The following is a 26,645-nucleotide window of genomic DNA, read 5'->3' on the forward strand; positions in this document are numbered from 1 at the left end:
GGCCGAATTGTTAAATTGTTAATCGTTCCGATGGCCGGAATGAGCAGCAATTTGACAATTTGGCCATTTAACAATTCTACCTCCGATGAAAGGCATCATTCTGGCCGGCGGCTCCGGCACCCGGCTGCACCCGCTCACGCTGGCCGTCAGCAAGCAGCTCATGCCGGTGTACGACAAGCCGATGATTTACTATCCGCTGTCGATTCTGATGATGGCGGGTATCCGCGAAATCCTCATCATCACCACCCCGCACGACCAGCCGCAGTTCCGTAAGCTGCTCGGCGACGGGCGCAGCCTGGGCTGCCGCTTCGAGTACGTGGTGCAGGAGGTGCCCAACGGCCTGGCCCAGGCCTTCGTGCTCGGTGCCGACTTCATCGGCCAGGACAAAGTGGCCCTGGTGCTGGGCGACAATATCTTCTACGGGGCAGGCATGGAGCAGCTGCTCAAGCGCAACAACGACCCCGACGGCGGGGTGGTCTTCGCCTACCACGTGCACGACCCGGAGCGCTACGGCGTGGTGGAGTTCGATGCCAACCGGCAGGCCCTCAGCATCGAGGAGAAGCCCAAGCAGCCCAAAAGCAACTACGCCGTGCCGGGCCTGTACTTCTACGACAACGAGGTGGTCAGCATTGCCCGCAACCTGCAGCCCTCGGCCCGCGGCGAGTACGAAATAACGGACGTGAACCAGGAGTACCTGCGCCGCGGCAAGCTGCAGGTGGGCATCCTGGGCCGCGGCACGGCCTGGCTCGACACGGGCACTTTCGAGAGCCTGATGCAGGCCGGCGAGTTTGTGCGCGTGATTGAGCAGCGGCAGGGCCTGAAAGTCGGCTCCATTGAGGAAGTGGCCTACCGCCAGGGCTTCATCGACGCCGAGCAGCTGCGCCGTATTGCCGAGCCCCTGCGCAAAAGCGGCTACGGCGACTATCTGCTGCGCCTGCCCGAGCAACTGGTGCTCGGCAGTTAATTGTAAGGGAAAGGAAGCCCGTCATCCTGAGGCGCAGCCGAAGGACCTTCCTCTGGCCCCGCACCGCCGCCAATGACAACGTGCGGGAGCCAACAAATGCCAACTGAAAAGCGCAGCTACCAACTTCTTAGCGTTGGTGGCTGCGCTTTTATCGTTCTAGCTGCAAAGCGTCAGTACGCTGGCATTGTCGGCGGTGCGAGGGCAGAGCGAAGGTCCTTGGCTGCGCCTTCCTTCGGTTCGCTCTGCTCAGGATGACGGGCTTTTTAGCGTATCCTTCCTTCCTCTTCCCAAACAATTCACGGCAGCAGGGCCCCCAGCAGGATGGCGCCCAGCACCAGCACGTAGGAGGGCAGCCGGTCCCAGAGCAGCACCAGGAAGGTGGCGCCCACCAGCAGCGGGTTCAGCGGCAGATCCACGCCGTAGCGGCCGGGCATGTGCCACACGGGGCCGTCGGGCAGGGGGTGGTAGAGCAGAAACGTAGCCGCCACCACCAGGCCGGCCGACACGGCGTTGATGCCTTCCAGCGAGGCTTTGACCACGCGGTACTGCTTGAGCTGGTCCCAGAAGCGGATCAGGAAGAAGATGAGCAGGGTGCCGGGCATGAAGATGCCCACCGCGCCCACCAGCGCGCCCACCAGCTGCCCGGTGGTGCCGTAGTCGCGCATGGCCAGGGCCCCGATGTAGGCGGCGATGGAGAAGTTGGGCCCGGGCAGCGCCTGCGTCAGGCCGTAGCCAGAAAGAAACTCCGGGCCCGAGAGGTACTGCTTGAACTCCACGAACTCGGCGTAGAGCAGCGGGGCCAGCACCTGCCCGCCCCCGAACACCAGGGAGCCGTTGCGGTAGAAGTTTTCGAACAGGCGTACCGGCAGCTCGCGGGTGTAGTGGCCGAGCAAAGCCGCCAGCAGAAACACGCCCAGCCACAGCGCAAAGTTGGCCCACTCTACCCGCAGCGGCTCCTTGTCGGTAATCTGCGGCAGCTTGCGGTAGCGGAAGGTGGTGACCAAGCCGCCGCCGACGAGCAGCAGCGGCAGCACCCAAGGCAGCTGGAAGAAATAGGCCACCAGGGCGGCTATGACCAGCAGGGCCACCGAGGTCTTGGTGTGAATGACCTTCTCGGCAATCTTGTAGGCCGAATACGCCACGAAGCCCACGGCCACCGGCTGCACGAAGCGCACCAGTCGGGCCACCAGGTCCTTGTCGAGGTAGTTCAGGCTCAGGGCCGCCGCCGTCATCAGCAGCACCGAGGGCAGCATCCAGATGAGCAGGGTGAGGTAGGCCAGGTTGGGCCCGCCCAGCCGGAAGCCGATGGCGGTAATCGTCTGGGTGGAGCCGGGGCCGGGCAGCACCTGGCACAGGGCCATCAGCTCCAGCAGCTCGGCCGAGGTGAGGTAGCGCCGCTTGTCCACCAGCAGCCGCAGCATCATGGCCGTGTGCGCCTGCGGCCCGCCGAATGCCGTGCAGCCGAGCACGGCCACGTCCTTTAGGAAGATAATGCCGCGCACGCGCTTGGCGCGCAGCCGCTTCGGCGGCGGCGCCAGCTTTACATCGGCCGGTTCGGAGGGCTGCACGGGCGGGGTGGGAGAGGAGCTAGTAGTAAAGAAGCACAATCCGGCCCGAACGGCCAACTGCGCCCCGGGTGGTGAACGTGTGCGCCGTCCGCGTCGTAGCGCGAACTTGTAGTTCGCGTATTCTGAACGACTCGTTGTTTATCGGTCAACGACAAACGTGCTGGATACGCGAACTACAAGTTCGCGCTACGACGCAGACGACGCACTACGACGCGGGTACCAACCGCCTAAAACCAGTAGTGCCACGACTCCAAAAGTCGTGGCACCACTTCGTCCAATCGTCCACAAAATCCGTGAAATCCGGATTAATCCGTACGAATCCGTGATTACATGGTCGACTTCTTCTTCAGGCCCAGCTCGATGAGGCGCTCATTCAGGAACTCACCGGCGGTAATGTCTTCCTGCTGCTTGGGGTTGTCGGGGGTCACGCAGCTGTCGAGGGCGGCCAGGCTCATTTCGGAGCGCGGGTGCATGAAGAACGGGATGCTGTAGCGCGAGGAGTTCATTTTCTCGCGGGGCGGGTTCACCACGCGGTGAATGGTGCTCTTGAGCACGCCGTTGGTGAGGCGCTGCAGCATGTCGCCCACGTTCACCACAATCTGGTCGGGCAGGGCGGTGATGGGAATCCACTTCCCGTCGCGGCGCTTCACCTGCAGGCCGTCGGCCGAGGCGCCCATCAGCAGCGTGATGAGGTTGATGTCGCCGTGTTCGGCGGCGCGCACGGCGTCGGCCGGCACCTCATCGGGGTTTTCGATGGGGTAGTAGTGAATGGGGCGCAGAATGCTGTTGCCGTTGCGCACCTTGTCGTCGAAGTAGTTTTCCGGCAGGTTCAGGTACAGGGCAATGGCGCGCAGCACGTCCTTGCCGGCGGCTTCCAGGGTTTTGTAGGTGGTCAGCGAGGTAGTGGCGAAGCTGTCGACCTCCTTGGGCCAGATGTTATCGGGGTACTCTTTGCCGATGGGGTCCGAGGGGTCGTCGACCTCCTGGCCCACGTGGTAGAACTCCTTCAGGTCGCCGGTGTTGCGGCCCTTGGCGTGCTCCTTGCCCTTGCTCACGTAGCCGCGCTGGCCGGCCAGCTCCGGCTTTTCGTACTGCTGCTTTACCTCGTCGGGGAGGCTGAAAAAGGCTTTCACGTCGGCGTACAGCTTCTGGGTCTGCTCGTCGTTGAGGCCGTGGTTTTTCAGGGCGATGAAGCCGATGTTCTGGTAGGCTTCGCCGAGCTGCTGCACAAATTTTGCCTTGCGCTCCGGGTCACCGGAGCGGAAATCCGCCAGGTCCAGCGAGGGGATTTCCTCCAACAGTTTTTCGCTCATAGCGAGTGGGAATTTCGTTTGGGGAACGTCTTTTTCGTAGTTCGGCAAGATACTTAAAATCTGATTGCCATTTTTGGAACTCCGGGCCCGTATACGGCCAGCGTACTCACTTCCACCGCGTTCCAAACACAGCCTTTTGCTCATGCACAAATCCCTCTGCCTGCTCGGCCTCGCCGCCCTGAGCCTGGCCGCCTGCGACACCTCCAAGCAGCAAGCCGACACCTCCGCCGCCACCGCCGAAACCGTGACGACCACGGCCAGCAACACGGCCGCCACCCAGGAAAAGAACGGCATCCGCCTCACCCCGTTCACCGACTCGCCCAAGTTTGCCTCGGCCGCCCTGCGCCTGAACACGCCCGCCGCCGGTGCCACCGTGCCCAGCGGGGCCGTCAGCTTCGACTACGACCTGACCAACTTCCAGCTGACCAAGATGACCGGCGGCCTGCACGCCGAGCACATGGCCAACTCGGCCCAGGGCCAGCACATCCACAACATCGTGGACAACCAGCCCTACACCGCCCACTACACCACCGAATTCACCAAGAATATTCCCGACGGCCAGCACGTGGTGCTGTCGTTCCTCTCGCGCTCCTACCACGAGAGCCTGAAGCACCGCACCGCCTACGATTTGCGCGTGGTGACGGTGGGCAAGCCCGCCGCTCAGCCGCTCAACGTGGATTTGAAGGCGCCGCACATGTTCTACAGCCGGCCCAAGGACGTGTACTCCGGCAACGACACCAAGAGCGTGATGCTGGACTTCTACCTCGTCAACACCACCCTCTCGCCCGACGGCAACAAGGTGCGCGCCACCATCAACGGCACCGAGTTCCTGCTCGACCAGTGGGCCCCCTACATGATGGAAGGCCTGCCTGCGGGCGAAAACAACATCAAGCTGGAGCTGATTGACGGCGACGGAAAGCCGGTGCCCGGCCCGTTCAACACGGTTACGCGCACCTTCACGCTGCAGCCGTAGCGGTTCCGATTTGGGGATAGAATGTCATCCTGAGCTTGCGAAGGACCTTCCTCCTACCCCGCAGCGCTGCTGCCGACGAAGTGCAGACTTAATTATATCAAGACGAAGAAGCGCCACTCCCAGTGCTGGGGGCGGCGCTTTTGTTATGGGTAAAAGAGCGTTGGTACTTCGTCGGCAGCAGCGGTGCGGGGTAGGAGGAAGGTCCTTCGCAAGCTCAGGATGACAGACAAGTCAAGGCGTGAGAGACATAGTATTTATCCAATAACTAAACTGGACCTTTAGCAGTACAACGCAGACACACCAGCGGCGCTGCCGCTTTACCAACTACTGCGTTGTTGCCGTCTGCTATTCCTCCGGCCGAGCTGGAGCTTATTCGTCGCCTTACTGCTCGCGAAGAGGCCGCAATGACGACCTTCTACGACTTCTACGGCCGCACGCTTTACCGCATCATCCGCGCTTTCGTCGGCAGCGACGAGGCGGCCGAGGACGTGCTGCAGGACAGCCTGGTGAAAATCTGGAACGCCTTCTACAGCTACGACGCCACCCGGGGCCGGCTCTACACCTGGGCCGTCAACATCTGCCGCCACCAGGCCCTCGACCACCTGCGCGCCGCCCAGGCCCGCGGCGCCGGCCGCACCGACACCTGGGACGAGCTGCCGAGCACCACCCAGCCCGCCATAACCGGCGGCTTCGTACCCGAGCACCTCGACGTGCGCGCTTGCCTGGCCTACCTGCGCCCCGCCTACCGCCGCGTGCTGGAGCTGCGCTACTTCGACGGGCTGAAGCTGGAGGAAGTGGCCGAGGTGCTGGACCTCCCCCTGGGCACCGTGAAAACCCACCAGCGCCAGGCCCTGCGCCAGCTGGCCAGCCTCTGGCGCTAGCACAAAGCCCACTGCACCGCCGCCATAGCCCGCTGCCCAAACGCCCGGCCCGCCCTCCACTGCGAGAAGGCGGGCCGGGCGTTTGGGCATTGGACCCTGGTTTGGCGGAGCCCCACGGGCCGGCCGGGCTTGGCGCTGGGAAATAGGGGGCGGTAGAAGAGCAACCCGGGGATTCGGCGCGGGTTGGACGGTGGGGCGGGCACGCGCCCTGGGGTAGCAGTTAGCAGCGGTACCCGGGGGCTGCCTAGCGGTGGCGCGGAAACCGGACGATAAACGTGCTGCCCTGGCCGATCTGGCTGTGCACCTCGATGCGCCCGCCCACGTGCTCGACCATGCGCTTGACCATGTACAGCCCCACGCCCGCCCCCTCCACGTGGGTGTGGTAGCGGCGAAACATCCCGAACAGCTCCGTTTGCCGGGCCAGGTCAATACCCAGGCCGTTGTCCTGCACTTCCAGCACGGGTTGCTGAGCCTCCAGGCGGCAGCGCACGTGCACCACCGGCGGCCGCTCCGGGGAGCGGTACTTGAGCGCGTTGCTGAGCAGATTGTAGATAACCGAGCGCACCGTTTTGGCCGGCACGCGCAGCGTTGGGCAGGCGGCCACGTCGACGTGCACTTCGGCCCGGGCCACGCTCAGCAGCGGGGCCAGGTCCAGCTCGACGCCGTCGATGATGAAGGCCAGATCGACCGGGGCGGCCGACTCCAGCTCGGGCTGCAGGCGGGTAATTTCCGTCAGGTGGCCCAGCGTGGCGCGGAACCGCTCGATGGAGTCCTGCATCAGCGTCAGCACGTGGCCCGCCGTGTCGGTCCAGATACCCGTCGTGGCTTCATCCCGCAGCACGCCCAGCAGCCCGTCGAGGTTGGTGATGGGCGCTTTCAAATCGTGCGAGGCGGTGTAGACGAAGGTGTCCAGGTCGGAATTGGTGTGGCTGAGGCGGGTGTTGCTGGTCAGCAGCTCCTCGTTGGCCGCCAGCAATTCCTCGTTGGTAGCCGCCAGCTCCTCGTTGAGGGCGGCCAGCTCCTCGTGCAGCTCCTGCACCTGCTGCCGGGCCAGCACCTGCTCGGTGACTTCGTAGAGGAACACGGCCACGCCCACGATGCGGCCCTGCTCGCGGTAGGCCTGGTAGGTGAAGTTGAAGTAGCGCGGCTGGCCGGGGCGGTCGGGGTGCGGGGCCACGGGCAGGACGTACTCCACGCCGGTGTAGGTGTCGCCCGTTTGGTACACGCGGTCCAGCAGGCCGATAAGATTGGCACTGAAGGCGTCGGGGTAGGCCTCGCCCACGAGGCGGCCGCGCAGGTTCTCGCCCGGAAACAGGCGGGCAAAGGAGGCGTTGAAGTAGTCGATCTGGTGGTCCGGCTCGCGCAGCAGGCAGATGGCGGCCGGGGCCTGCTCGAAGATGCGGATCAGGTCCTGGCGCTCCTGGGCCCGGCGTTCGGCCGCGGCCAGCAGCTCGGCCTGCAGGGCTTCGGTCTGCAGGCGGCGCTGCACCCGCTCGCTCACCTCGAAGCCGAAGATTACTACGCCGTCGACGGTGCCGGCCGCGTCGTAGCGGGCCTGGTAGATGAAATCGAAGTAGCGGTGCTGCACCTGCCCGTCGGGGCCCGCAAAGGGGATGGGAAACTCCTGGCCCTCGAACGTTTCGCCCGTGCGGTACACCTTCCGCAATGCGTCGGCAAGGGGAGTGTCGGCCAACTCGGGCACGGCTGCCAGCACGGGCCGGCCCAGCAGCTCCCGCTCGGGGAACATGGCCTGGTAGTCGTCGTTGAGCAGCTCGAACACCAGCTCCGGGCCGTCGAGCAGGGCAATGGCGGCGGGGGCTTCCTGCACCAGCCGCTCCACGCGCCGGCTTTGCTGGCGCAGCTGCCGGGTGCGCTCCTGCACCCGGGCCTCCAGCTCCTGATTCAGTTGTTCCAATTGCCGACGAGCCAGCACCTGGGCCGTCACCTCGTTGGCCACCACCATGGCCCCGTCGATGCGGCCGTCGGCGGCGTACACGGGCACGTACACGAAGTCCCAGTACACGGTTTCGCGCTGGCCGTTGCGGTCGTGCTGGGCTTCCATGGCGTGGGCCACGTGGGTTTCGCCGCTGGCCATGACGTGGTCGAGCAGCTGCTCGTAGCCCATGCCGGCCACCTCGGGCAGGGCCTCGAACAGCCCCTTGCCGATCAGCTGCTCCTGGGTGCGGCCCCAGAGCCGGGCCACCGTGGCGTTGGCCAGCTCGATGGTGTAGCGCGGCCCCCGGTACACGGCAATGGCCACGGGGGCCTGCTCGAAGATGCGCTGCAGCTCGCCGCGCTGGCGCTCGGCCGCGGCGCGGGCGGCTTCGGCCTCCCGGGTACGGGTCTGCAGCTGCTCGTTCAGCTCCTGAATCTGCCGGCGCGCCTGCACCTGCTCACTCACCTCCACGGCCACGTCCACCACGCCCAGCACGGCACCCTGAGCGTCGTAGATGGGCTGGTAGACGAAGTTGTAGTAGGTAGTCTGGAGTCGGCCGTCGCGCAGCATGGTGGCGGGCGTTTCGGTACCCGTCACCGGTACCTGGGTGCGCAGCACCTGGCGCAGCAGCTCGTCGAAGCCCTGGCCCTGCAGCTCGGGCAGGGCCTCCAGCAGCGGGCGGCCCAGCACCTGCGCCGGCGTGCGGCCCCATACGGCGGCCATGTGCTCGGTGACCGTGGTGATGCGCAGCTCCTCGCCCTGAAACAGGCCGATGGCCACCGGCGCCTGCGTGAGCAGGGCCTGCAGCAGGTTCCGCTCGCGCTCGGTGTGGGCGCGGGCGGCCTGCAGCTCCTCGTTGAGCCGCTGCACCTGCTGGCGGGCCTCCACCAGCTCGGTCACGTCCACGGCGAAGTTGAGCACTTCCGTTACCGCGCCGCTGGCGTCGCGGATGGGCTGGAAGGAGGTGCGGTAGTAGCGGCGCTGCAGCTGGCCGGTGCCGGCAAAATCGGCCCAGGCCTCGGCTTCCGGCGCGTCGTACGGCTCACCGGTCTGGTACACCTGGTCGAACAGCTCGTAAAAGCCCTGGCCTTCCAGCTCGGGAATCACCTCGCGGATGCTGCGCCCCAGCGTGGTGCGGGCCGGAAACAGCCGCTCGTACTCGGGGTTGACCAGGTCGTACACGTGCTCGGGGCCGCGCAGCAGGGCAATGTTGGCCGGCATCTGCATCAGCACCTGGGTCAGGCGCTGGCGCTGGGCTTCGGCCTCGGCCCGGGCGGCCTGCTCGCGGGCCTGGCTTTCGCGCAGGGCCTGCTCGGCGGCTGGGCGGGGCTGCTCGTTGGTGGCGGCGAAGCTGACCACCAGCAGCTCGTCGCAGCGCTGGGCCGTGAGCTGGAAATGCCCGTCGAGGCCGTCGGCCGGGTAGCTGGCCGGGTGGGGCTGCGCCTGCCCGCTCAGAAACGCCTGGCGGCATTGCTCGAATACGCCATCGGCCACCGCCGCCGGGAACAAGACCCGCAGCGACGCGGCGGGCACCTCGGGCTGCCGGAACAGGCGCTGGCCGGCCGGATTGAGGTAGGCCCAGGCGAAGTCGGTGAGCACGCCGTCGGACGCGTATACCGGCCGTAGCAGCGCTACGGCGGTCAGGGAAATAGATACCAACGTGTCCAGCAGGCCAGCCGGACGGTCGGGGAGGGCAGTAGAAAGCATGAAGGAGCGCGGCAACGACTCTACTAATACCGGAAATTACGCAGGGTTTACGGAAGTGCGGTCGGCACGGCTACGCGGCTTCGGATACCCGCCGCTGGCGCCTGCTGACCCCGCTTCGCGGCCGGAGGCACGGGTAGGGCGCGCCAGCATGAATTCCGGTACGGCAGTAAGCCACGCAAATAACCAATCGAACCCTGCCTATCCGCGCAGCAACAGGCCCGCCCCTGGTTGCAGAGGGCGGGCCCGGCCATTGGTGAGTACAAATCAGGTAAGGGGCAGCTAGTTACAGGCAGCCGGAGCCGGCGGTAGCGGCGGTCGGAGCCGCTTACAACCGGTTGTAGCGGCTGCCGCCCGAGGGAAAAGCCTGTTACAACCGGTTGAGACGTCCTTTGACCGAGGTGAATAGTAGGTGCAACCGGTTGTAAGCCCCGCAAACCGTGGAAAAAGGCGGTTACAACCGGTTGTAAGCTATGTTGCCGCTGGAAAATGGCAGTTACAACCGGTTGTAACCGCACGGCGCCACTACTTAGGCGTCCTGCTCCTTACCGGCGCGGTTGGCGGCGCGCTTCGCGTTGGAGTCGGGCAGCTCGTCGTAGTTGAAGAAGGCGCGGGCGTGGTGCGGGGCGTCGTGGAACTGGGCCAGGGCCGTGCAATGCACCAGCCACAGGCCCCCGCAGAGGTCGACCCAACTCTCGCCCAGGTCGCCGATGGTGTCGGCGGCTTCCTTCTGGCCGCTGTCCTGCTGCTGGCGGGCGGCCTGCAGCTCGGTGAGCAGGGCGCGGCCGGCGGTAGCGTCGGCCGCGCCGATTTCGGCCTGCCGGCTTTCCAGCTCGCGCAGCAGCACTTCCAGCCGGATGGGCAGCTCGGCGGCGTCGGCCTTGGTGATGCCGCTCAGGCCCAGGGGCAGCAGGGCCTTCAGCTCGGCCGGGCGCTTGCGAAACTTGGGCTTGAGGGTCACGTCGTGGGTTTCGCGCGCCCACTCGCGGATGCTGGCCGTGACTTCCTTGGTGCCCCGGGTGCGGGCCAGGGCGGTGCCGCCCTGGCTGCCGCGCTCGGTTACGTCTTCGCCGAGGGCGGCCAGCAGCTTGCCGAAGGCAGCAGCCTGGGCCTTGAGGGCGGCGTTGTCGGTTTTGAGCAGGGCCCCGTGCGTGTAGCGGGCAAAGCTCAGGAAAGTGGCCCGGGAAGCCCGGATGTGGAGGAAATGGTTTTTGTACGGCGCTTCGTACATGGTGGGAAAGAGAAAAAGTGGGAAATGGACAACGAGCAATAGGTGTGCGGGCAGATAGGGAGCAGGGGAGCAACTTAGGGATTCGGCGCGGCCCGGGCAAGGGGCCGGGGCGCGCAGGGGCTAAGGCAGCAGCAGCAGGCGCCGGGCGGGGCCCAGCGGGCGGCCATCGGGCCCGAGCAGGCGGGCCAGGTAAGCCCCGGCCGGCAGGCCCGCCAGCGGCAGCACGGGGGCGCCGGTGCGCGGCAGCACCACGCGGCGCACCCGCTGCCCCAGCGGCGAGTACAGGCACAGCGCGGCCCCGGCCGGCAGTGGGGCGGCCAGCTGCAGGGTGGCCTGGTCGCGGGCGGGGTTGGGGAACAGGCTCCAGGCCGGGGCGGGTGGCGCAGGTGGGCGGGCAGCGGTGACGACCGAAGCCAGACCGGCCGGCAGGGTGAGGCGGGCCACGTAGCCGCCCCCAGGCGTTAGGCAGGCACCAGTGACGAAGATTGTCCTCCCGTCAGCTCCGGGTGACAGATGAGATATAGCCAGACGGCTACACGCAGTGCTGGCGTATACATAAGTACCCAGTAACCGGCCTGTACTTCCGTTGAGGTGACGCAAATGGTAGCTGGAAGTAGTCTGCCCGCTATCAGCCAACACCAGCACTGAGCCGTCTCTAAGTTCTACGCTGTTAAGGTAACGGGGCGAGGAAGTGCCAGCCGGGCCGCGCAGCAAGTGAGTCCATACTGGATTCAGCTGTGCGTCTGCCTTTAGGGCGAAGGGTACCGTACGCCGGCCGCGGGCCGTTAGCGTGTCCACCGAGCCAATTAAAATGACGCCCCCATCTGTGAGGGGCAATAAATGGTTCGGGGTGTTGGCAAACGGTTCGCTGAGTGTGCCCGCAGGCGTGAGTGTGGCAGCGCGCAGCGAATCACCTGTTACCGGGTCTACTTGCATGAGTTTCAAGCGCCAACGCCCGCCGCCTGTATCAGGCAGGTAAAGAGAATACAGCACAACCCGGCCCTGCGCATCGGTCTGCGCATCAAGCAGTCCGTCATTACGACTCCATGAATAGCCTCGAGCCCACCGTACCGCCCCTTGCTCGGTCAGGCTCACCAAGCGCGCATTGTTACGTGCGCTACCACTGTACTCGGCACGTAATGAGCCAAGCAGATAACCATTCGACGGGGGAGGAACCGGCTGCAGGGCAACACCCAATTCTCCCCCGCTAGTAGAGCCCTGGGTATAGGGGATACGCACGCGAAACGGCACAGCCCCGGCCGGGGTGAACTGTTGCATGTATGTGCCGATGGCGACGGAAGCCGTGGTGGGCACCCGCTCTTCGGTTACAAAACCAAAGTTGCCGTTGGGCAGCAAGCAGGCCGCTTGCTCACCCGAGAACTGCGGCAGGCCGGGACGCTGCCAGATGGAGTCGCCGGTGGCCGCATTGAGCAGCCAAAAGTGGCTGCGCAGAGTCGTAACGTTGCCCGTGGCAGCCATTGAGCAAAACACAGTACCCTGCGATGTAGCCACGGCCCGCTTGACTACCTCAGGACGCACTACACCAAGGGTGGCGTGTAGCAGCCGCTCCCAGCGGATGCTTTGGGCCTGCGCTGCGCTGGCAGCAACCCATATTATGGTCACTACCAGCGCGAGGAGGCGAAAAAATGCACGAGTCATCAGTGAACAAGCACAAGTTTTTGGGTGCCGACGGGCCGGCCGCTTATCACTAACGTGCAGGCGTAAAAGCCTGCTGGCAACGTGGTCACAGGTATGGTGATGACGCCCTCTTTGGCTCCAATCAGCTGTTTACTTAGCACTTCCTTGCCTGTTTTGACGTCTCTAATACTTAACAGGGCTGGCACGTAATCCGGGGTGGTGTAGCGGAACTCAACTACATCATTGGCAGGATTAGGGTGCGGGACTTGCAAATAATCAATCACTGCCTTGCTTACTGTCGGCGGCACGGCTGGCCGAGTGGGTACCGAATCGGCCGTACAACGCAAATGCGGATAAAACCGGCGCATCACTGTACAGGCATTGTTGGAATAGGCCGCATTGGTCTGGGCTGCCGCAGCTAACAAGGCACTGTCGGCGGGCGTAGGTTTGCCGCCGAGTGGCAGGTAGGCAAGGCGACCCAGCACATCGAAATAACGGACACGATTTGCCACGTTACGGTCGTTGGCGCTGTAGACTAATAACTGTTGGCGAACGGCCTGGGCCGCCGTTTCCTGCTGACGACGACGAAACTGGTCCATCAGGTAGAAGCTGAGTCGTTCAAATGCTGCGTGATTAAGCAGCGGCAGCGTTCCAACAAAATTCTGAAACGCCACTAATTGTCCTGTGGATTCGTGATGCCGCATAAGTAACTGCTCTAACTCCCAAAGTTGGGTCGGTGTACCTTGCCGCTGCCGTAAGCGGTTCATCCAGCCTACTACAGTTGTTGCTGTTGGTAAAACATTTCTGGGAGCAACAACTCCTACTGAATAGCCTCGTCGTGTTGTACAGGCATTAGCCGGGTCTGAGTTTGTGCCTGGAGCAAAGGGAGCCGTGGTAACGGTGTTTTGACTGCTAGGACCACTAATGGTTATTTGCTCCTGTGTAGAAGCAAATCTGAAGTATTTCAGTGCGTTGACGAAGCTTTCATTGAGTGCCTGCGTGGGAACGTTACTGAATATATTGCCGCAGGGTCTGGTATCACTTCCCAACACTGTCTCGTTCGTGGGAGTTATCATCTGTTCTAAAAACAACCCCTTACTGTCCTGCGCTGCAGGCAGGTTAGTGTGGTCAAGCTGATTGCACTCGATAACGGGCTCTAGGGTGAAATAGCTGTTGTCGTGAGCAAAGTACAAGCTCACCTGATTGTCACGCAGCTTGTTGTCCGCTATGAGCAGGGGAGCTACGCCTTGGTTGGAATCGTCCATCAGGTGAATCCCCGCGTCCAAGCGTCGAACGGTGTTGAGTTGCTTGATACTGACCTGGCACCTAGTGCGCACATCAATGCCTATCTGGCGTTTAGCAACTAATGCGGGATTGGTGTTGACGCCGTCAATCGTATTACCAAGTACATTAATAGCCTGACAGTCGCTGCCGAGCAATTCAATACCGGTTACAGGATTGTTCGCGTCAAGTTGTGCAGTGGTAATGCCCAGGGATGGTACCTGGATGGTGTTGCTTGCTATGTCAATGCTAGTGGTACCTAGTTTTAGCCCCGTCCGAATGGCCGCGGCGTAATTGCGCTCGAAGGTGTTGCTACTTATTGCAATTTTTTTCCCTTCAACCTCAGCCCCTACGCGTAGACTCTGGAATGTATTGCCGGTAATTTGAAAATCAGTGTAGTCTCCGTTGCTCAATAGCATACCGGTTTCCGTATACCACAAGTTATTACCGCTAGGTTGTACTGGCGCCAGCATGGAAGGCGGGTCGGAGGAAAAGATGCAGCCGACGATGCCCTCGCCTACTTTGGGAGTTGCTTTGTTGCCAACCATCACTCCATACCAGTTGTTGGTGAAGTTGGTGTTGGTCAGGTAGAGCTGTGGACCATTGCTTCCAGGTACGCAACTGGCGTCGGCGAAAATCCCGACTGACGCATCACGAATAATACTGCGATAAACGCGCGTCCCAGCCTTAATTCGATAGGTGTAAATCTTGCTTTCAGCGCCGGCCAATACGCCACCCCAAACTGTTTCGCAGGTAGATGTAAGGGTGGCACCGTTCAATATGAGCGAAGATTTGTTGACTTCAATCCACGTTTTACGGTCAGAAAAGCCATTGAAATAATAATCCTGACAGATAGCGGACTTTACCTGTGCATTATTGGGCTCAATAAAAAACGTCGTGCCCGCAGTCAGTTCAAACGTGCCATTTGAAAGCCGCAGCGGCCCCAGCACGTGGTATTGACCGGAAAACACGACGGTTCCACCGTACAAGCTGGCATCAATTTCCGTTGTGACGAAAGGGGTGCCTATTTCGTAGCTGTTCGCATTAGCTGGCTGGTTAAGTTGGGGATTGTATGTTGCCGAACTGTTCTGAGCATAGGTATGGTCGCAAGGGCAGTAGCTGGCAGTAACTGAGGTAGTATGTGTAAAGCTGCCTATTGTTACCGTCAGCGTGTACGTTGTTGTACTGGTGATGCCTGACACCGTGGGGTTGGCAACACTGGTGTTGCTCAGGCCTGTTGCTGGGCTCCAAGAATAAATAGCGTTGCTGGAGGTGGGTAACGGAGTGGTACCCAGAGTAGCAGATGTTACACTGCCACATAATGAAACTGGTGCGCCAGCTTCTGTTACTTGATACCTACATCATCAATCACATGGTAATCGACATCACTAGGAAAGCAGGATACCCCTCCGGTTGAAAAGCCTGGACCATTCTGGTAGGTAGGCTGGCCCTGGGGGTCGGTATGCGGCTCAAAGCTGCCGATGGTGACGTACCGTGCGTTGGAGGTAGCTAAGAATGCACCCGAAATCTGCTGCCAGCCTGTTTGCGCAGGCAACGGGATGGAATTAACAATGTAATATTCCGGTAAGGGCGGCAACGGGCTCCAAGTGCTGGGGAAAGCCCATCTGCTGGTGCCAATACCCATTCCCAGCCGTTTGACTGCACGGTAGCTATTAGGCGACAGGTATGCATAAAACTCTGCATAATAGGCCTTGTTTGCCGTGAGCGGGGTTGGTAGCTGCTGTACAATTTGCTCTTGCGCAGGACCGGAATCGTAGTGACAACGTAGCCCCATGTACGCACTGCCGTTACTGTGGTCGGGAATTGGAATAGGCGTAGGCGACCCATTGATGTAGGTTGGGCAACTGGGGGTAGGTGGCTGGTTGGTGGGATGGAGACTAAAGTGGTATAAGTCAGGGGAGCCGTGGTTGGAAGCCCAATCTTTAGAAAGGTCCGGGTTAGTCGTTAGCTGATTGAGCAGAGGCGTTTGAAGTACAGTTTCAAAATTTCCATTGCTAACCAAGTTAACCTGTCCTTCAACTGAGCTTATAGAAATGGACAGGGCCGAGAGCAGCGTACACCAAAAGAGGAAAAGGTTTTTCATGGACTGAGAGTTTTACAGGTGAAAAAGAATGGAATGATGTGCGTTGTAGTTAAGCAAGAATTGTGAATAATCCTAATGGTCAATCAATTGTGTTCTAAAACACCCGCCGCTGGCGGCGCAGCTGCCACTCCAGCAGCAGCTCGAAGTAGGGCAGCAGGCGGGAAGAGGTGAGGGCCAGCTCCTCGGCGGTGTAGGTGCTGCCGGCGTAGGCCCCGCGGCCGGGGCGGTAGCGGTACAGGTTCTGCAGCTGCTGCAGCCACAGGGAGGTGGTGAGGGTGAGCGGGCCGGCGCGCCGCTCGTAGGCCAGCTCGGGGCCGTGCTGGCGGGTGAGGGTGCGCAGGTAGATGAGGCCGGCCGCGCCGGGGCCGTCGGGCAGCAGGGCGGCGCGCTGGTGGCTGCGCTGTTCCAGAAAGCGGTAACCGGCGCGCAGGCTGCTCTGGCCGCGCACGCCGCGCCAGCCCCGGCGCAGGCCCAGGCTCAGGTCGTGGATGATGGTGGTGTCGAGCGGGCTTTCCTTGAACTGCTGCCAGTTCAGCTGCCCGATGCGGGTTTCGCGGCGCTGGTAGTCCAGGCTCAGCAGCCACTGGGGGCGCAGCTCCCACTGCAGGTGCTGGTCCATTTCCAGCACCCGGCTGGCGCGGTTGCGCAGCTGCTCGGCGGCCCGGTCGCGCACCTGGTAGCTTACCCACAGGTGGTAGCTGGCCCGCCAGCTAAAGCGGCCCGGCGCCCAGGTAAAGCCCGGCTCCCAGTGCAGCAGGCGGTCGGAGTAGTTTTCGGCGCTCTGCTGGGCCTTGATGAAGATGAGCTGCCGGTACTCGCCCCACAGCCCCAGGGTGGTGCGGAAGGTGGGGTGCCAGCGCGAAGTCAGGCGCAGGCGCAGCTGGTGGCTGGCCTCGTCGCGGTCCTGGTAGTTCTCCTGGCTGGGCGTATCCACCCGCAGGAGCTGGGCGGTGCCGGCCCCGGTGAGCGAGTGGCGCGGGTGCAGCAGCCAGGTTACTTCGGTCTGCCACTGGGTGGTCCGCTCACTGATGTCCTTGATGCGTTCCTGCTGCTCGGCGGCCGCGAAGCGGGTGGGGGCGAGGAAGCGGTTGTTTTCGAGGTAATAGCCGCGCACCCGCTGGTGGTAGCCAAACTGCACCCGGGCCTGCAGCTTGCGGCGGGTGATGAGCAGCTCCTGGCGGGTGTCGTACTCCTGCTGGCGGTAGCCCAGGTTCTGCACTGTGTCGGCCTCGGCGCGCAGACGGCGGTAGAGAAAGGCGCGGGCCGGCAGCAGCACGGTGTTATCGGAGCGGAAGGCGGCCTGGCCGGGCAGCTGGTACTGCCACTGCAGCTGGGCCGCAATGGTGTCGCTCTGGATGCGCTGCACGTTGGCCGGCAGATAGTCCTCGGTGCGGGTGTTGCGGTAGCCCAGGCGCACCAGACCCTGGCTGTTCTCGTCGATGGGGCGGGAGTACACCACGTCGGCCAGGGCGCGGTGCCAGAGGCGCGGACCGAGGTGGCTCTGGGTGCTCACCAGCCGCAGGCCTACCGGTTCGGCCCAGGCGGCCAGGGGGCGCAGCAGGGCCGTCAGCTCCACGCCGTAGGTGGGGCCCAGGTCGTCGCGCTGGTTGCGCATGTCGTGGGTGAGGCCGCCGAGCAGGGCCACCCGCAGCGCGGAAATAGAGTCGAGGCTGGAGGCGGGGCGCAGGCGCTGCTGCCAGCCCACGCGCCCCAGCCAGGTCACCGTGCGGATGTGGTTGGCGTGGCTGTAGTCGTACACCACCTGCTGACCCACCTGCCAGTGCTGGCCCACCCCAATGAGGTGCAGCAGGTCGCCGCGGTAGTCCTCGCGCACGAAGGGCGGGCGGCCCCGCGAGTCGAGCACCCAGTCGGTAAGCAGGCGGTAGCGCACCGTTTGGCGCCGGCCCAGGTGCCAGTGCCCGTAGGCCTCGCTCTGCTGGGTGTAGGTGCTCACCCCGATGCGCCGCGCGTGCAGGCGCAGCCCCACCAGGGTATCCAGCGGGGCCGGGGCAACCACGCCGTCGGGCACCGGCAGCTGGGCCCGGGCGGGCGGGGCCCAGCTCAGGCCCAGCCCCGCTGCCGCGGCCAGGGCGGCTCCCCAACGAAGAGCAAAGCGGCGCATAGCAAGCGGCGGAGCGGGTGGCAATTACGCCGTAAACTACTACTTTCAGCAGCGGCCCGCAACCGGCCGGCGGGGCTTACTAGCATACATATGCGGTAGCGCACCCGGGCCGGGATTTGTACTTTTGAGCTGGCAATTGTCTTCGGCCGAAACTTACGGCCGGGTTGCGTCGTCTCTTCATCACCACCGCGGCCCTCGGGCCGTGCCTACTGCCGTGCGCAGTTCCACCGTTTTGCCCGCCTAGCTAGTATGAGCATACGTTCTCTCGTTTTGTCCCTGGGATTGTTCGTGGCGGCCGTCAGCGCCCACGCGCAGCACGCCGTCTGGGCCGCCAAGGTCGTCGAAGTATCATCGCAGAAGGCCGAGGGCAAGGAAGCCTTTTCGCCCGAAAAAGTGCTGGGGGAGCCCAACGCCCTGCCCCTGGGCCAGATCAGCAACGAAGCCTGGATTCCGAAAAAGGAAGGCCCCAAGGAGTTTATCGAGGTAAAGTTTGCCAAGTCGGTAGTGGCCCGGCAGGTAACGGTGGTCGAGAACTTCAACCCCGGCTCCATCATCCGCATTGAGCTGGTGGACACCCGCGGCGAGCGGCACCAGGTGTACGAAAACCCCGCGCCCGGCCCCTTGCCCGAGCTGTTCCGCACCCTGCAGGTCACCTTCGGCCCGGGCACCTACCGCACCATCGGGGTGGTGGTGACGATGAACACGGCCAAGGTCAACGGCGTGAACCAGATTGACGCCATCGGCGTGGCCGACGTGACCGACGTGATGGTGAAGAAGGACTTCAAGACGATTCCTTCGGAAAGCATTTCCTTCGACTCGGCCATGGTGAACCTGGGGCCGAACGTGAATACCAAGTACACCGAGGTGCGTCCCATCGTGGCCCCCGACGGCCGGACGCTGTTCTTCGCCCGGCAGGCCTCGCCGCAGAACGTAGGCGGGGCCAAGGACGGACAGGACGTGTGGTACTCCACCCTGACCAACCCCAAAACCAAGGCCTGGGGCCCGGCCAAGAACATGGCCTCGCCCATCAACTCGCCGGGGCCCAACGGCCTGGCCTCGGTATCGGCCGACGGCTCCTCGGCGGTGCTCATCAACGTGTACAACCCCGACGGCTCGCTCGACCCCAAGGGCGCCAGCATCACCCGGCGCAAGGCCACGGGCTGGACGCAGCCGGAAAAGATTAACATTCAGGACTTCTACAACGACGACCCCGACAACGTCGACTTCTTCCTCAGCACCTCGGGCAAGCAGCTGCTGATGGCCGTGGACCGCAAGGACAGCAAGGGGCAGCAGGACCTGTACGTGAGCTTCCGCCAGGCCGACGGCTCGTTCTCGCGGCCCATCAACCTCGGGGGCAACATCAACACCAAGGCGGCCGAATTTGCCCCCTTCCTGGCCCCCGACGGCAAGACGCTGTACTTCGCCTCCGAAGGCCTGGCCGGCTACGGCAAGGGCGACATTTTCTACGCCAAGCGCCTCGACGACAGCTGGACCAACTGGAGCAAGCCCCGCAACCTGGGCCCGGCCATCAACTCGCCGGCCATGGACGCCTACTTCTCCCTCTCGGCCTCGGGTGAGGACGCCTACCTGGTATCGGAGCGCAACGGCACCGACGGCTCGCGCGACATTTTCCGCATCAGCCTCTCCTCCAACAACAAGCCCGAAGTGGTGGCCCTGGTGCGCGGCCGCGTGCTCGACGCGGCTACCAAGAAGCCGGTAGCCGCCACCGTGCGCTACGAAAACCTGATTACGGGCGAGGAAATCGGGGTGGTGGAAACCAACGCTACCGACGGCACCTACACCATCGTGCTGCCCACCGGCGCCCACTACGGCTACCGCGCCGACGCCACCGGCTACCTCTCGGAGGACCAGAACCTGGACGTGACGGACCGCACCAAGTACTCGGAGGAAACCCAGGACCTGTACCTGATTCCGTTCGAGGTGGGCCAGAAGATCAAGCTGAACAACATCTTCTTCGCCCAGAGCAAGTACTACCTGCGCGAAAACTCCTACCCCGAGCTGCAGCGCCTGGTGAACATCCTGAAAAACTACCCGCAGGTGGAAATCGAGCTGCAGGGCCACACCGACAACCAGGGCGACCCGGCCCTGAACCTGAAGCTGTCGGTGGACCGCGTGAACGAAGTGAAGAAGTACCTGGTGCAGAAGGGTATCGGCGGCAACCGCATCAAAACCCAGGGCTTCGGCGACACCAAGCCCATTGCCCCGAACGACCAGGAAGATACCCGCAAGCTCAACCGCCGGGTGGAATTCGTGATTACCAAGAAGTAAATGGTTAAATGGCTGAATGGGCTAAATTGTTGGCCGTTCAGGAGGCCACTTTCAACGGCACGGCCGGCTCTTTACGGGGCCGGCCGTTGTGCTTTTCAGTGGCCCGGGTACCGGCCGGCGGAGGAGCCCCGAACGATTAGCCATTTAACAATCTGACCATTCAGCCATTCCACCAAAAGATGTTCGCCGACGCCCTGCAGCAAGTGCCCTACTTTACCGCCCGCGAAATCGAGGCGCTGGTGGCGGCCTGGAACAAGCCGATTACGCTACGGCGCGGGGAGCTGCTGGTGCAGCGCGGGCAGGTGGAGCGCAACCTGTACTTCGTGCGCGAGGGGCTGATGCGGATTTACTACCCCACCGAGACGGAGGAAATCTGCGTGGGCTTTGCCTATCCGCCCAGCATGGTGTGCTCGTTTCCCTCGTTTGTGCAGGGCACGGCTTCGGAGTACTGCATTCAGGCCCTGCGCCAAACCGAGCTGCTGGGCATCAGCAAAGCCGACTTTACGGCCCTGCTGGAGCTGCTGCCCAACCTCGCCCGCTTCTGGCGCGAGGAGCTGGAAAAAGTGCTGGTCGGCCGCATCGACCGGGAAATCGACCTGCTGCTGCCCGAGCCGGAGCGGCGTCTGGAGCGGCTGCAGCGGCGCAGCCCGCACCTCTTCCAGCTGGTGCCGCGCAAGTACATAGCCTCTTACCTGCGCATGACGCCCGAGACGCTGAGCCGCCTGGGCCACAGATAAGCACGGATGTTAAACGGATGGTGCTGATCCGTTTTGTCACTTTCTGCCCGTTTGCTGACTCCAGAATGAATCAGAATCATCCGTTCAACATCTGTGGAATCGGTGGTCATTTCTTGACCGGAATCAAGGTTTCGGGGTGGAAGCCGGGCCGACCTTTGGGCTGTTCGTCAACCTCACCGAAAACAAGCCCCGCTATGCAAAGCCCCGCCTTCCTCCAGCAGCTCCAGACCGCCGTCCGCCAACTGCACGCCACCGTCGAAACCGAGCTGCAGCCGCTGCCCGACGCGGTGCTGAACCGCAAGCCCCGCCCCGACGGCTGGAGCGTGCTCGAATGCCTGGAACACCTGAACCGCTACGCCCGCTACTACCTGCCGGCCCTCACCAAAGCCCTGAATGGCCGTCCCGCAGCCGCCCCGGCGGCCGAGGTGCGCTACAGCTGGCTGGGCCGCAAGTCCCTGGACCTCGTGCGCCCCGACAACGGCCGGCAGCACAAGACCGTGAAGCACATGAACCCCAGCGGCAGCCAGCTCCACCGCGCCGTGCTGACGGAGTTTCTGCAGCACCAGGCCGAGCTGCTGGCCCTGTTGGCCTCCGCCCGCACCACCAACCTCAACCGCCGCACCGTGCCCGTGGAGTTTTTCCGCCTGCTGAAGCTGCGCGTGGGCGAAACGCTGGAATTTGTGGTGCGCCACCAGGAGCGGCATCTGCAGCAGGTCCTGCGCGCCGCCCAGACAGCCGCCCCCGCGCTGGCGGTGTAGCCCGGCGGCAGCGGCAGTGCGGCTTTTTCGGGCCGCCTTGCGTATCAGGCCGCATGATGAAGCAACGCGAAGTAACCGATAAGCACAACACCACCTGGACCTGCGCCCAGGCCTATGCCGCCCTGGAAAGCGAAGCCGCCGAGCAGGCCGTAGCAAAATCCGAAACCGCCGACGGCAACGTGCCCGTCGTCTGCACGCCCAGCGGCGGCGCCCAAACGGTACGCCTGGAGCTGGCCAAAGACTGGTTCGACAACCTCTCGGACGAAGAGCTGGCCCAGGCCATTCAGGCCGCGCAGTAACCATTACTAAAACGGCAGCCCCGCTACCGACCGGTAGCGGGGCTGCTTTACGTCTGGTGGACAATCGTCCACAACCGAAGGAAAGCGGAGCTAAAATCCGTGAAATCCGAAAAATCCGTCTAAATCCGTGATTTAGTAGGCCCGGGCGAAGTACACGCGGCGCTTGGAGGGCCGGCCGGTCAGGATGCACACGCCGTCCTCGTCGGGCTCGTTCAGCGCGATGCAGCGGATGGTAGCCTTGGTTTCCTCCTTGATGCGCTCCTCCGTTTCGCCGGTGCCGTCCCAGTGGGCCACCACGAAGCCGCCCTGGGTGTCGAGCACCTGCTTGAACTCCTCGTAGGTATCCACGCGAGTGGTGTGCGACTCGCGGAAATTCAGGGCCTTGCGGTAGATATTCTCCTGAATGTCCTGCAGCAGCTGGTCGATGCTCTGCACGATGTCGGCCAGGGGCAGGTTCAGCTTTTCCTTGGTGTCGCGGCGGGCCACTTCGATGGTGCCGTTGTCCAGGTCGCGGGCGCCGATGGCCAGGCGCACGGGCACGCCCTTCAGCTCCCACTCGGCAAACTTGAAGCCCGGCCGCTCGGTGTCGCGGTCGTCAATCTTCACCGAAATGCCGCGTTGGATCAGGCCCATCTGGATGGGGCGGATGCGCTCCAGCAGCTCGTCGAGCTGGCCGGTCTTGTAAATCGGCACGATGACCACTTGAATGGGGGCCAGCTTGGGCGGCAGCACCAGGCCTTCGTCGTCGGAGTGCGTCATCACCAGGGCGCCCATCAGGCGGGTGCTCACGCCCCAGGAAGTGCCCCACACGTGCTCCAGCTGGCCTTCCTTGTTGGTGAACTGCACGTCGAAGGCCTTGGCGAAGTTCTGGCCCAGGAAGTGCGAGGTGCCGGCCTGCAGAGCCTTGCCGTCCTGCATCATGCCCTCGATGCAGTAGGTTTCCACGGCACCGGCAAACCGCTCGTTCTCGGTCTTGACGCCCTTCACCACGGGCAGGGCCAGGTGCTCCTCGGCAAACTCGGCGTACACGTCCAGCATCTGCCGCGTTTCGGCCAGGGCCTCGGTGTCGGTGGCGTGGGCGGTGTGGCCTTCCTGCCAGAGGAACTCAGCGGTGCGCAAGAATAGGCGGGTGCGCATTTCCCAGCGTACCACGTTGGCCCACTGGTTGATGAGCAGGGGCAGGTCGCGGTAGCTCTGCACCCAGCCGCGGTAGGTGTTCCAGATAACGGCCTCCGAGGTGGGGCGTACCACCAGCTCCTCTTCCAGCTTGGCCTGCGGATCCACGCGAAGCTTGCCGGGCTTGTCGGGGTCGGTCTGCAGGCGGTAGTGCGTCACCACGGCGCATTCCTTGGCAAAGCCCTCGGCGTTTTTCTCTTCGGCTTCAAACAGGCTTTTGGGTACGAAGAGCGGGAAGTAGGCATTCTGGTGGCCGGTGCGCTTGAACATGTCGTCCAGGGTCCGCTGCATTTTCTCCCAGATGGCGTAGCCGTAGGGCTTGATGACCATGCAGCCGCGCACGGCGGAGTTTTCGGCCAGGCCGGCACGCTTTACCAACTCGTTGTACCACAGGGAATAATCCTCGCTGCGCTTAGGCAACTGTTTGCTCATTGTCGGGTCGCTTAGAAAAAGAAAAAAGTTCCCGAGCTTGGTACAGGATTTGAAGTGTACCAGCGGGCACCGATTTGGGCCCAAAGTACGTTATTAAACCGGAGCAATCCGCCCGCTTCTAAAGCGGTGGGCCTGAACAACCTTCGGCCCTTACTCGTTCTCTGTATACCGGCCTGACTTTCTCCGCGCCCCCTCGACATGAAACATATTCCCACCCTGCCCGCCGCCTTAGCCTTGCTCACGCTCGGCGGCTGCGCAACCTCCAGCGGCCTCACCACCACCGAGCCCGATGGCATCTATTATTCCTCCAAAGACCGCACTACTGCCGTAGCTGCGGCCTCGACGGCAGACGGCTCGTCGGACTACGCCGCCACTTACGACGACCCCAACGCCGTAGCCAACCCGGACTACCAGGACGGCAGCACCCGCAGCCGCGGCTCAGCCTCCGATGAGTACTACGACGACGATTTCGACTATAGCTACTACGCCCGGCAGCGCCGCTACAACGGCCTGGGCATGGGTTACAACATTGCCTACGTCGACCCTTTCTGGTACCGACCGACTTTCTACTACGACCCCATCTACAGCTACTCGCCCTACGGCTACTCGGCCTGGAACGACCCGTTCTGGGGCGGCGGCTGGGGCCCGAGCTGGTATAGCGGGGTGAGCATCAACATCGGCTGGGGCATGGGCGGCTGGGGGCCCTGGGGCCCCTACGGCGGCTACCGGCCCGGTGGCTACTACGGCTGGGGCGGCTACAACCGCGGCTACTGGGACGGCTACTACTCGGGCCTGTACGGCAACGGCTGGGGCTGGGGCAACCCCTACGGCGGTTACGGCTACGGGGGCTGGAACGGCTACCGCGGCGGCGACCGAAGCGTGAACTACCGCGTGGCCCCGCGCCGCGACCGGAGCGTGGAAGTGGTAGGCGCCAGCAACGGCGGCACCAACAACGGCGGCGGCCGGCCGCGCGTGCAGGAAAACACCGGCGGCCGCGCCGGCGCTAGTGGCTACACCGACAACGGCGGCACTACCAACGGGCGCTACTCCCGCGGTCGGGTGGAAAGCGTTGCCGCACCCTCAACCGGCGTAACGCCTGACGGGGAGCGGCTGCAGAAAACCCAGGCGCTGAGCGAAGGCCAGAACGGCCCGGGCCGCGGCCGCCTGTACCGCATCGTGGACAATGCGCCGGGAACGCCCGATATCAACCCCACCGGGGGTGTCCGGCCGGGCACGCAGGGTTCCTCGGAGTCGATGACGCAATCGGCGGCCGGGCAGGAGGAGCGGGTGAATCGCCGCCGCTTCTACTCCGATCAGCAGCCCAACCTCTCGCCCAGCGGCGGAGGCGGTGAGCAGCAGATGTCGCAGCCGTCTGAGCGGACCCGCCGCGGCCGCTACGCCGACGCGGCCCCGCAACAATACCAGCAGCCTCAGCAATACCAGCAACCCCAGCAGTACCAGCAGCCCACGCGGCGGGAGCGGAGCTACGAGGCGCCGACGCGCTCGTACGAGCAGCCTACCCGCAGCTACGACAGCGGCGGCAACTCGGGTAACTCCGGCAGCTTTGGCGGGGGCGGCGGCCGCAGCAGCGGAGGCGGCGGCAACAGTGGCGGCGGAGGCGGCGGTGGCCGGGGCCGCGTACAATAATCCCGGGATTTAAGCATCCCTTCCCTCTTTCTGCTATGAAACGGTATACCTTGGGGCTGGCCTTGCTGGGCTTGGCCAGCCCTCTTTTTGCCCAAAATCAAGACGATGCGCTGCGGTATTCGCGGCTGCAATTCGGTGGCCCGGCCCGCACGCTGGGCATAGGCGGGGCCAACGTGGCCCTCGGCGCTGACTTCGGCAACCTGAGCAGCAACCCGGCTGGCCTGGGGCTGTTCCAACGCTCGGAGGTGAGCATTTCGCCCGGCCTGGGCCTGGGCAACGCCGACGCCCGCGCCTCCAACGTGGAAGGCGCCAGCAGCCTGACGGACTCGCGCAGCAGCCTGCACCTGGGCAACCTGGCCGTGGCCCTGACTGGCCGGCGCACCGACGACGAGGCCGGCGACTGGCGCGGGGGCACGGTGGCCTTCGGCTTCACCCGCGTCAACGACTTCAACACCCGCTTCAACTACCGTAACACGGTAGCCGATAACCGCTCCCTGTTTCAGCGCTTTCGGGAGCCGCGCTACACGCCCACCGAAATCGATGAGGAGTACGCCAGCAATAGCTACTATTCGCTCGACGGGCTGGCCTACGGAGCCCTGCTGACCAACATTGAGACGGTGAACGGGCAGGACGCCATCGTGACGCCCTCGCCGCTGCAGCGCACCTCGGCTTTGCAGGAGGAATCGGTGCTGACGTCGGGCTCCCAGACGCAGTTCGACATCGGCTACGGCGGCAGCTACCGCGACCGGCTGTACATCGGCGGGGCCATCGGCATCGTGGGCACGCGCTTCAACTCCACCAGCGAGCTGCGCGAAACCGACCCGACGCAGTCGAGCCGAGCCTTCGGCAGCTTGGAGCTGCGCGACGAGCTGCGCACCCGCGGCACGGGCTACAACTTCCGCCTGGGTCTGATTTACCGGCCTCTGGACTGGCTGCGCATCGGGGCCTCGGCCCAGACGCCCACGGCTTTCCAGCTCGACGATACCTACAGCACCACGCTGTACGCCACGTTCCGCCAACCCGTGACCATAGGTAACCAGACCTACACCACCGGCAACGCGGCCACCCAGGAAGCGCGCTACAGCTACCGCCTGACCACGCCCTGGCGCGTGAACGGCGGCGTGGCGGCCATCATCGGTAAGCACGGCTTCCTCTCGGGCGACATGGAAATGGTGGACTACAGCGCCGCGCGCCTGCGCAACGCCTCGGAGCTGCAAGACGGGGACAACTACTCCTTTAGCAACGAAAACTCGCGCATTGCCGAGCTGTACCAGACGGCCCTGAACGTACGCCTGGGCGCGGAGCTGCGCCTCGAAGCCTTCCGGGTGCGCGCCGGTTACGCCCGCTACGGCGACCCGTTCCGCGACAGCCGCTTCGACCGGACGCAGAATTACTACACCGCTGGCCTGGGCATGCGCCAGGGCAACCTCATGCTGGACCTGGCCGGCGTGTACGGGCAGTACAACCGGGTGTATTCGCCCTACACCCTGGCCGACGGCAGCCAGCCCGAAATCCGCGTCGATGCCAACCGCCTGACCAGCACCATCACCGTGGGCTACCAGTTCTAGCCCGCGGCTGCGGACATAAAACGC

18 protein-coding genes are annotated in these 26,645 nt (G+C 63.7%); 9 read left to right on the plus strand and 9 right to left on the minus strand.

The annotated features are described in order from the left end of the window. Positions 1-85: 85 nt before the first annotated feature. Positions 86-964 (plus strand): glucose-1-phosphate thymidylyltransferase RfbA, encoded by an 879-nt coding sequence (rfbA, locus tag EJV47_RS19335; protein ID WP_126694820.1) that lies wholly within the window; start codon positions 86-88, stop codon positions 962-964. 296 nt (positions 965-1,260) lie between these two features. On the opposite strand, the gene chrA is transcribed toward rfbA, so the two are convergent. Both chrA and EJV47_RS19345 read right to left on the minus strand, forming a co-directional pair. After that, positions 1,261-2,532 carry a chromate efflux transporter gene (chrA, locus tag EJV47_RS19340; protein WP_126694821.1) on the minus strand — a complete coding sequence of 424 codons (1,272 nt, stop codon included), beginning with the start codon at positions 2,530-2,532 and terminating at the stop codon, positions 1,261-1,263. Between the two features lie 326 nt (positions 2,533-2,858). After that, complete coding sequence (locus EJV47_RS19345; protein WP_126694822.1) at positions 2,859-3,845, minus strand: isopenicillin N synthase family dioxygenase; 987 nt, start codon at positions 3,843-3,845, stop codon at positions 2,859-2,861. A 142-nt stretch (positions 3,846-3,987) separates the two neighbouring features. Here EJV47_RS19345 and EJV47_RS19350 point away from each other — a divergent pair, with 142 nt between their 5' ends. Then, positions 3,988-4,818 (plus strand): hypothetical protein, encoded by an 831-nt coding sequence (locus EJV47_RS19350; protein WP_126694823.1) that lies wholly within the window; start codon positions 3,988-3,990, stop codon positions 4,816-4,818. A 335-nt stretch (positions 4,819-5,153) separates the two neighbouring features. Next, on the plus strand, positions 5,154-5,699 hold the full coding sequence (locus EJV47_RS19355; RefSeq protein WP_279389066.1) for an RNA polymerase sigma factor: 546 nt from the start codon (positions 5,154-5,156) through the stop codon (positions 5,697-5,699). Positions 5,700-5,943: 244 nt separating this feature from the next. Here the strand turns inward: EJV47_RS19355 and EJV47_RS19360 are convergent, their stop codons facing one another. From EJV47_RS19360 to EJV47_RS19385, 6 genes are all read right to left on the minus strand, one after another. Then, on the minus strand, positions 5,944-9,342 hold the full coding sequence (locus EJV47_RS19360) for a PAS domain-containing protein (protein WP_126694825.1): 3,399 nt from the start codon (positions 9,340-9,342) through the stop codon (positions 5,944-5,946). Positions 9,343-9,868: 526 nt separating this feature from the next. Then, positions 9,869-10,570 (minus strand): hypothetical protein, encoded by a 702-nt coding sequence (locus EJV47_RS19365; RefSeq protein WP_126694826.1) that lies wholly within the window; start codon positions 10,568-10,570, stop codon positions 9,869-9,871. A gap of 120 nt (positions 10,571-10,690) precedes the next feature. Beyond that, entirely contained in the window at positions 10,691-11,014 is a 324-nt protein-coding gene (locus EJV47_RS19370) for a hypothetical protein (protein WP_126694827.1), read from the minus strand. A 1,214-nt stretch (positions 11,015-12,228) separates the two neighbouring features. Further along, complete coding sequence (locus EJV47_RS19375; RefSeq protein ID WP_126694828.1) at positions 12,229-14,691, minus strand: T9SS type A sorting domain-containing protein; 2,463 nt, start codon at positions 14,689-14,691, stop codon at positions 12,229-12,231. Positions 14,692-14,834: 143 nt separating this feature from the next. Then, complete coding sequence (locus EJV47_RS19380) at positions 14,835-15,593, minus strand: hypothetical protein (protein ID WP_126694829.1); 759 nt, start codon at positions 15,591-15,593, stop codon at positions 14,835-14,837. 94 nt (positions 15,594-15,687) lie between these two features. Continuing rightward, positions 15,688-17,715, minus strand: coding sequence for a TonB-dependent receptor (locus tag EJV47_RS19385; RefSeq protein WP_126694830.1), 2,028 nt, complete (start codon positions 17,713-17,715; stop codon positions 15,688-15,690). Positions 17,716-17,964: 249 nt separating this feature from the next. Here EJV47_RS19385 and EJV47_RS19390 point away from each other — a divergent pair, with 249 nt between their 5' ends. The 4 genes from EJV47_RS19390 to EJV47_RS19405 all read left to right on the plus strand — a co-directional run bounded on the left by EJV47_RS19390 (position 17,965) and on the right by EJV47_RS19405 (position 21,798). Continuing rightward, entirely contained in the window at positions 17,965-20,004 is a 2,040-nt protein-coding gene (locus tag EJV47_RS19390; protein ID WP_126694831.1) for an OmpA family protein, read from the plus strand. Positions 20,005-20,183: 179 nt separating this feature from the next. Beyond that, the gene (locus EJV47_RS19395; protein WP_126694832.1) at positions 20,184-20,741 is read left to right on the plus strand and encodes a Crp/Fnr family transcriptional regulator; all 558 of its coding nucleotides are present in this window, start codon (positions 20,184-20,186) and stop codon (positions 20,739-20,741) included. A 194-nt stretch (positions 20,742-20,935) separates the two neighbouring features. After that, positions 20,936-21,499, plus strand: coding sequence for a DinB family protein (locus tag EJV47_RS19400; protein WP_126694833.1), 564 nt, complete (start codon positions 20,936-20,938; stop codon positions 21,497-21,499). A 53-nt stretch (positions 21,500-21,552) separates the two neighbouring features. Further along, complete coding sequence (locus EJV47_RS19405) at positions 21,553-21,798, plus strand: hypothetical protein (protein WP_243651228.1); 246 nt, start codon at positions 21,553-21,555, stop codon at positions 21,796-21,798. Positions 21,799-21,930: 132 nt separating this feature from the next. Here EJV47_RS19405 and proS read toward each other — a convergent pair whose 3' ends face one another. After that, entirely contained in the window at positions 21,931-23,406 is a 1,476-nt protein-coding gene (gene proS / locus EJV47_RS19410; RefSeq protein WP_126694834.1) for a proline--tRNA ligase, read from the minus strand. Positions 23,407-23,604: 198 nt separating this feature from the next. Between proS and EJV47_RS28925 the strand changes: the two genes are divergently transcribed. After that, positions 23,605-25,053 (plus strand): hypothetical protein, encoded by a 1,449-nt coding sequence (locus tag EJV47_RS28925; RefSeq protein WP_126694835.1) that lies wholly within the window; start codon positions 23,605-23,607, stop codon positions 25,051-25,053. Positions 25,054-25,088: 35 nt separating this feature from the next. Next, the gene (locus EJV47_RS19420; RefSeq protein ID WP_126694836.1) at positions 25,089-26,621 is read left to right on the plus strand and encodes an OmpP1/FadL family transporter; all 1,533 of its coding nucleotides are present in this window, start codon (positions 25,089-25,091) and stop codon (positions 26,619-26,621) included. Positions 26,622-26,645: the final 24 nt, after the last annotated feature.

It is taken from the genome of Hymenobacter gummosus (genome assembly GCF_003970915.1).
GTDB classification, from domain to species: domain Bacteria; phylum Bacteroidota; class Bacteroidia; order Cytophagales; family Hymenobacteraceae; genus Solirubrum; species Solirubrum gummosum.

Excerpts from the sequence above, each read along its gene's own strand:
- EJV47_RS19405 (WP_243651228.1), top strand. The coding sequence starts at position 21,553 with ATGATGAAGCAACGCGAAGTAACCGATAAGCACAACACCACCTGGACC.
- EJV47_RS19390 (WP_126694831.1), top strand. The coding sequence starts at position 17,965 with ATGAGCATACGTTCTCTCGTTTTGTCCCTGGGATTGTTCGTGGCGGCC.
- EJV47_RS19345 (WP_126694822.1), bottom strand. The coding sequence starts at position 3,845 with ATGAGCGAAAAACTGTTGGAGGAAATCCCCTCGCTGGACCTGGCGGAT.
- EJV47_RS19350 (WP_126694823.1), top strand. The coding sequence starts at position 3,988 with ATGCACAAATCCCTCTGCCTGCTCGGCCTCGCCGCCCTGAGCCTGGCC.
- EJV47_RS19385 (WP_126694830.1), bottom strand. The coding sequence starts at position 17,715 with ATGCGCCGCTTTGCTCTTCGTTGGGGAGCCGCCCTGGCCGCGGCAGCG.
- proS (WP_126694834.1), bottom strand. The coding sequence starts at position 23,406 with ATGAGCAAACAGTTGCCTAAGCGCAGCGAGGATTATTCCCTGTGGTAC.
- EJV47_RS19360 (WP_126694825.1), bottom strand. The coding sequence starts at position 9,342 with ATGCTTTCTACTGCCCTCCCCGACCGTCCGGCTGGCCTGCTGGACACG.
- EJV47_RS19395 (WP_126694832.1), top strand. The coding sequence starts at position 20,184 with ATGTTCGCCGACGCCCTGCAGCAAGTGCCCTACTTTACCGCCCGCGAA.
- EJV47_RS19400 (WP_126694833.1), top strand. The coding sequence starts at position 20,936 with ATGCAAAGCCCCGCCTTCCTCCAGCAGCTCCAGACCGCCGTCCGCCAA.
- EJV47_RS19420 (WP_126694836.1), top strand. The coding sequence starts at position 25,089 with ATGAAACGGTATACCTTGGGGCTGGCCTTGCTGGGCTTGGCCAGCCCT.
- EJV47_RS19365 (WP_126694826.1), bottom strand. The coding sequence starts at position 10,570 with ATGTACGAAGCGCCGTACAAAAACCATTTCCTCCACATCCGGGCTTCC.
- rfbA (WP_126694820.1), top strand. The coding sequence starts at position 86 with ATGAAAGGCATCATTCTGGCCGGCGGCTCCGGCACCCGGCTGCACCCG.
- EJV47_RS28925 (WP_126694835.1), top strand. The coding sequence starts at position 23,605 with ATGAAACATATTCCCACCCTGCCCGCCGCCTTAGCCTTGCTCACGCTC.
- EJV47_RS19380 (WP_126694829.1), bottom strand. The coding sequence starts at position 15,593 with ATGAAAAACCTTTTCCTCTTTTGGTGTACGCTGCTCTCGGCCCTGTCC.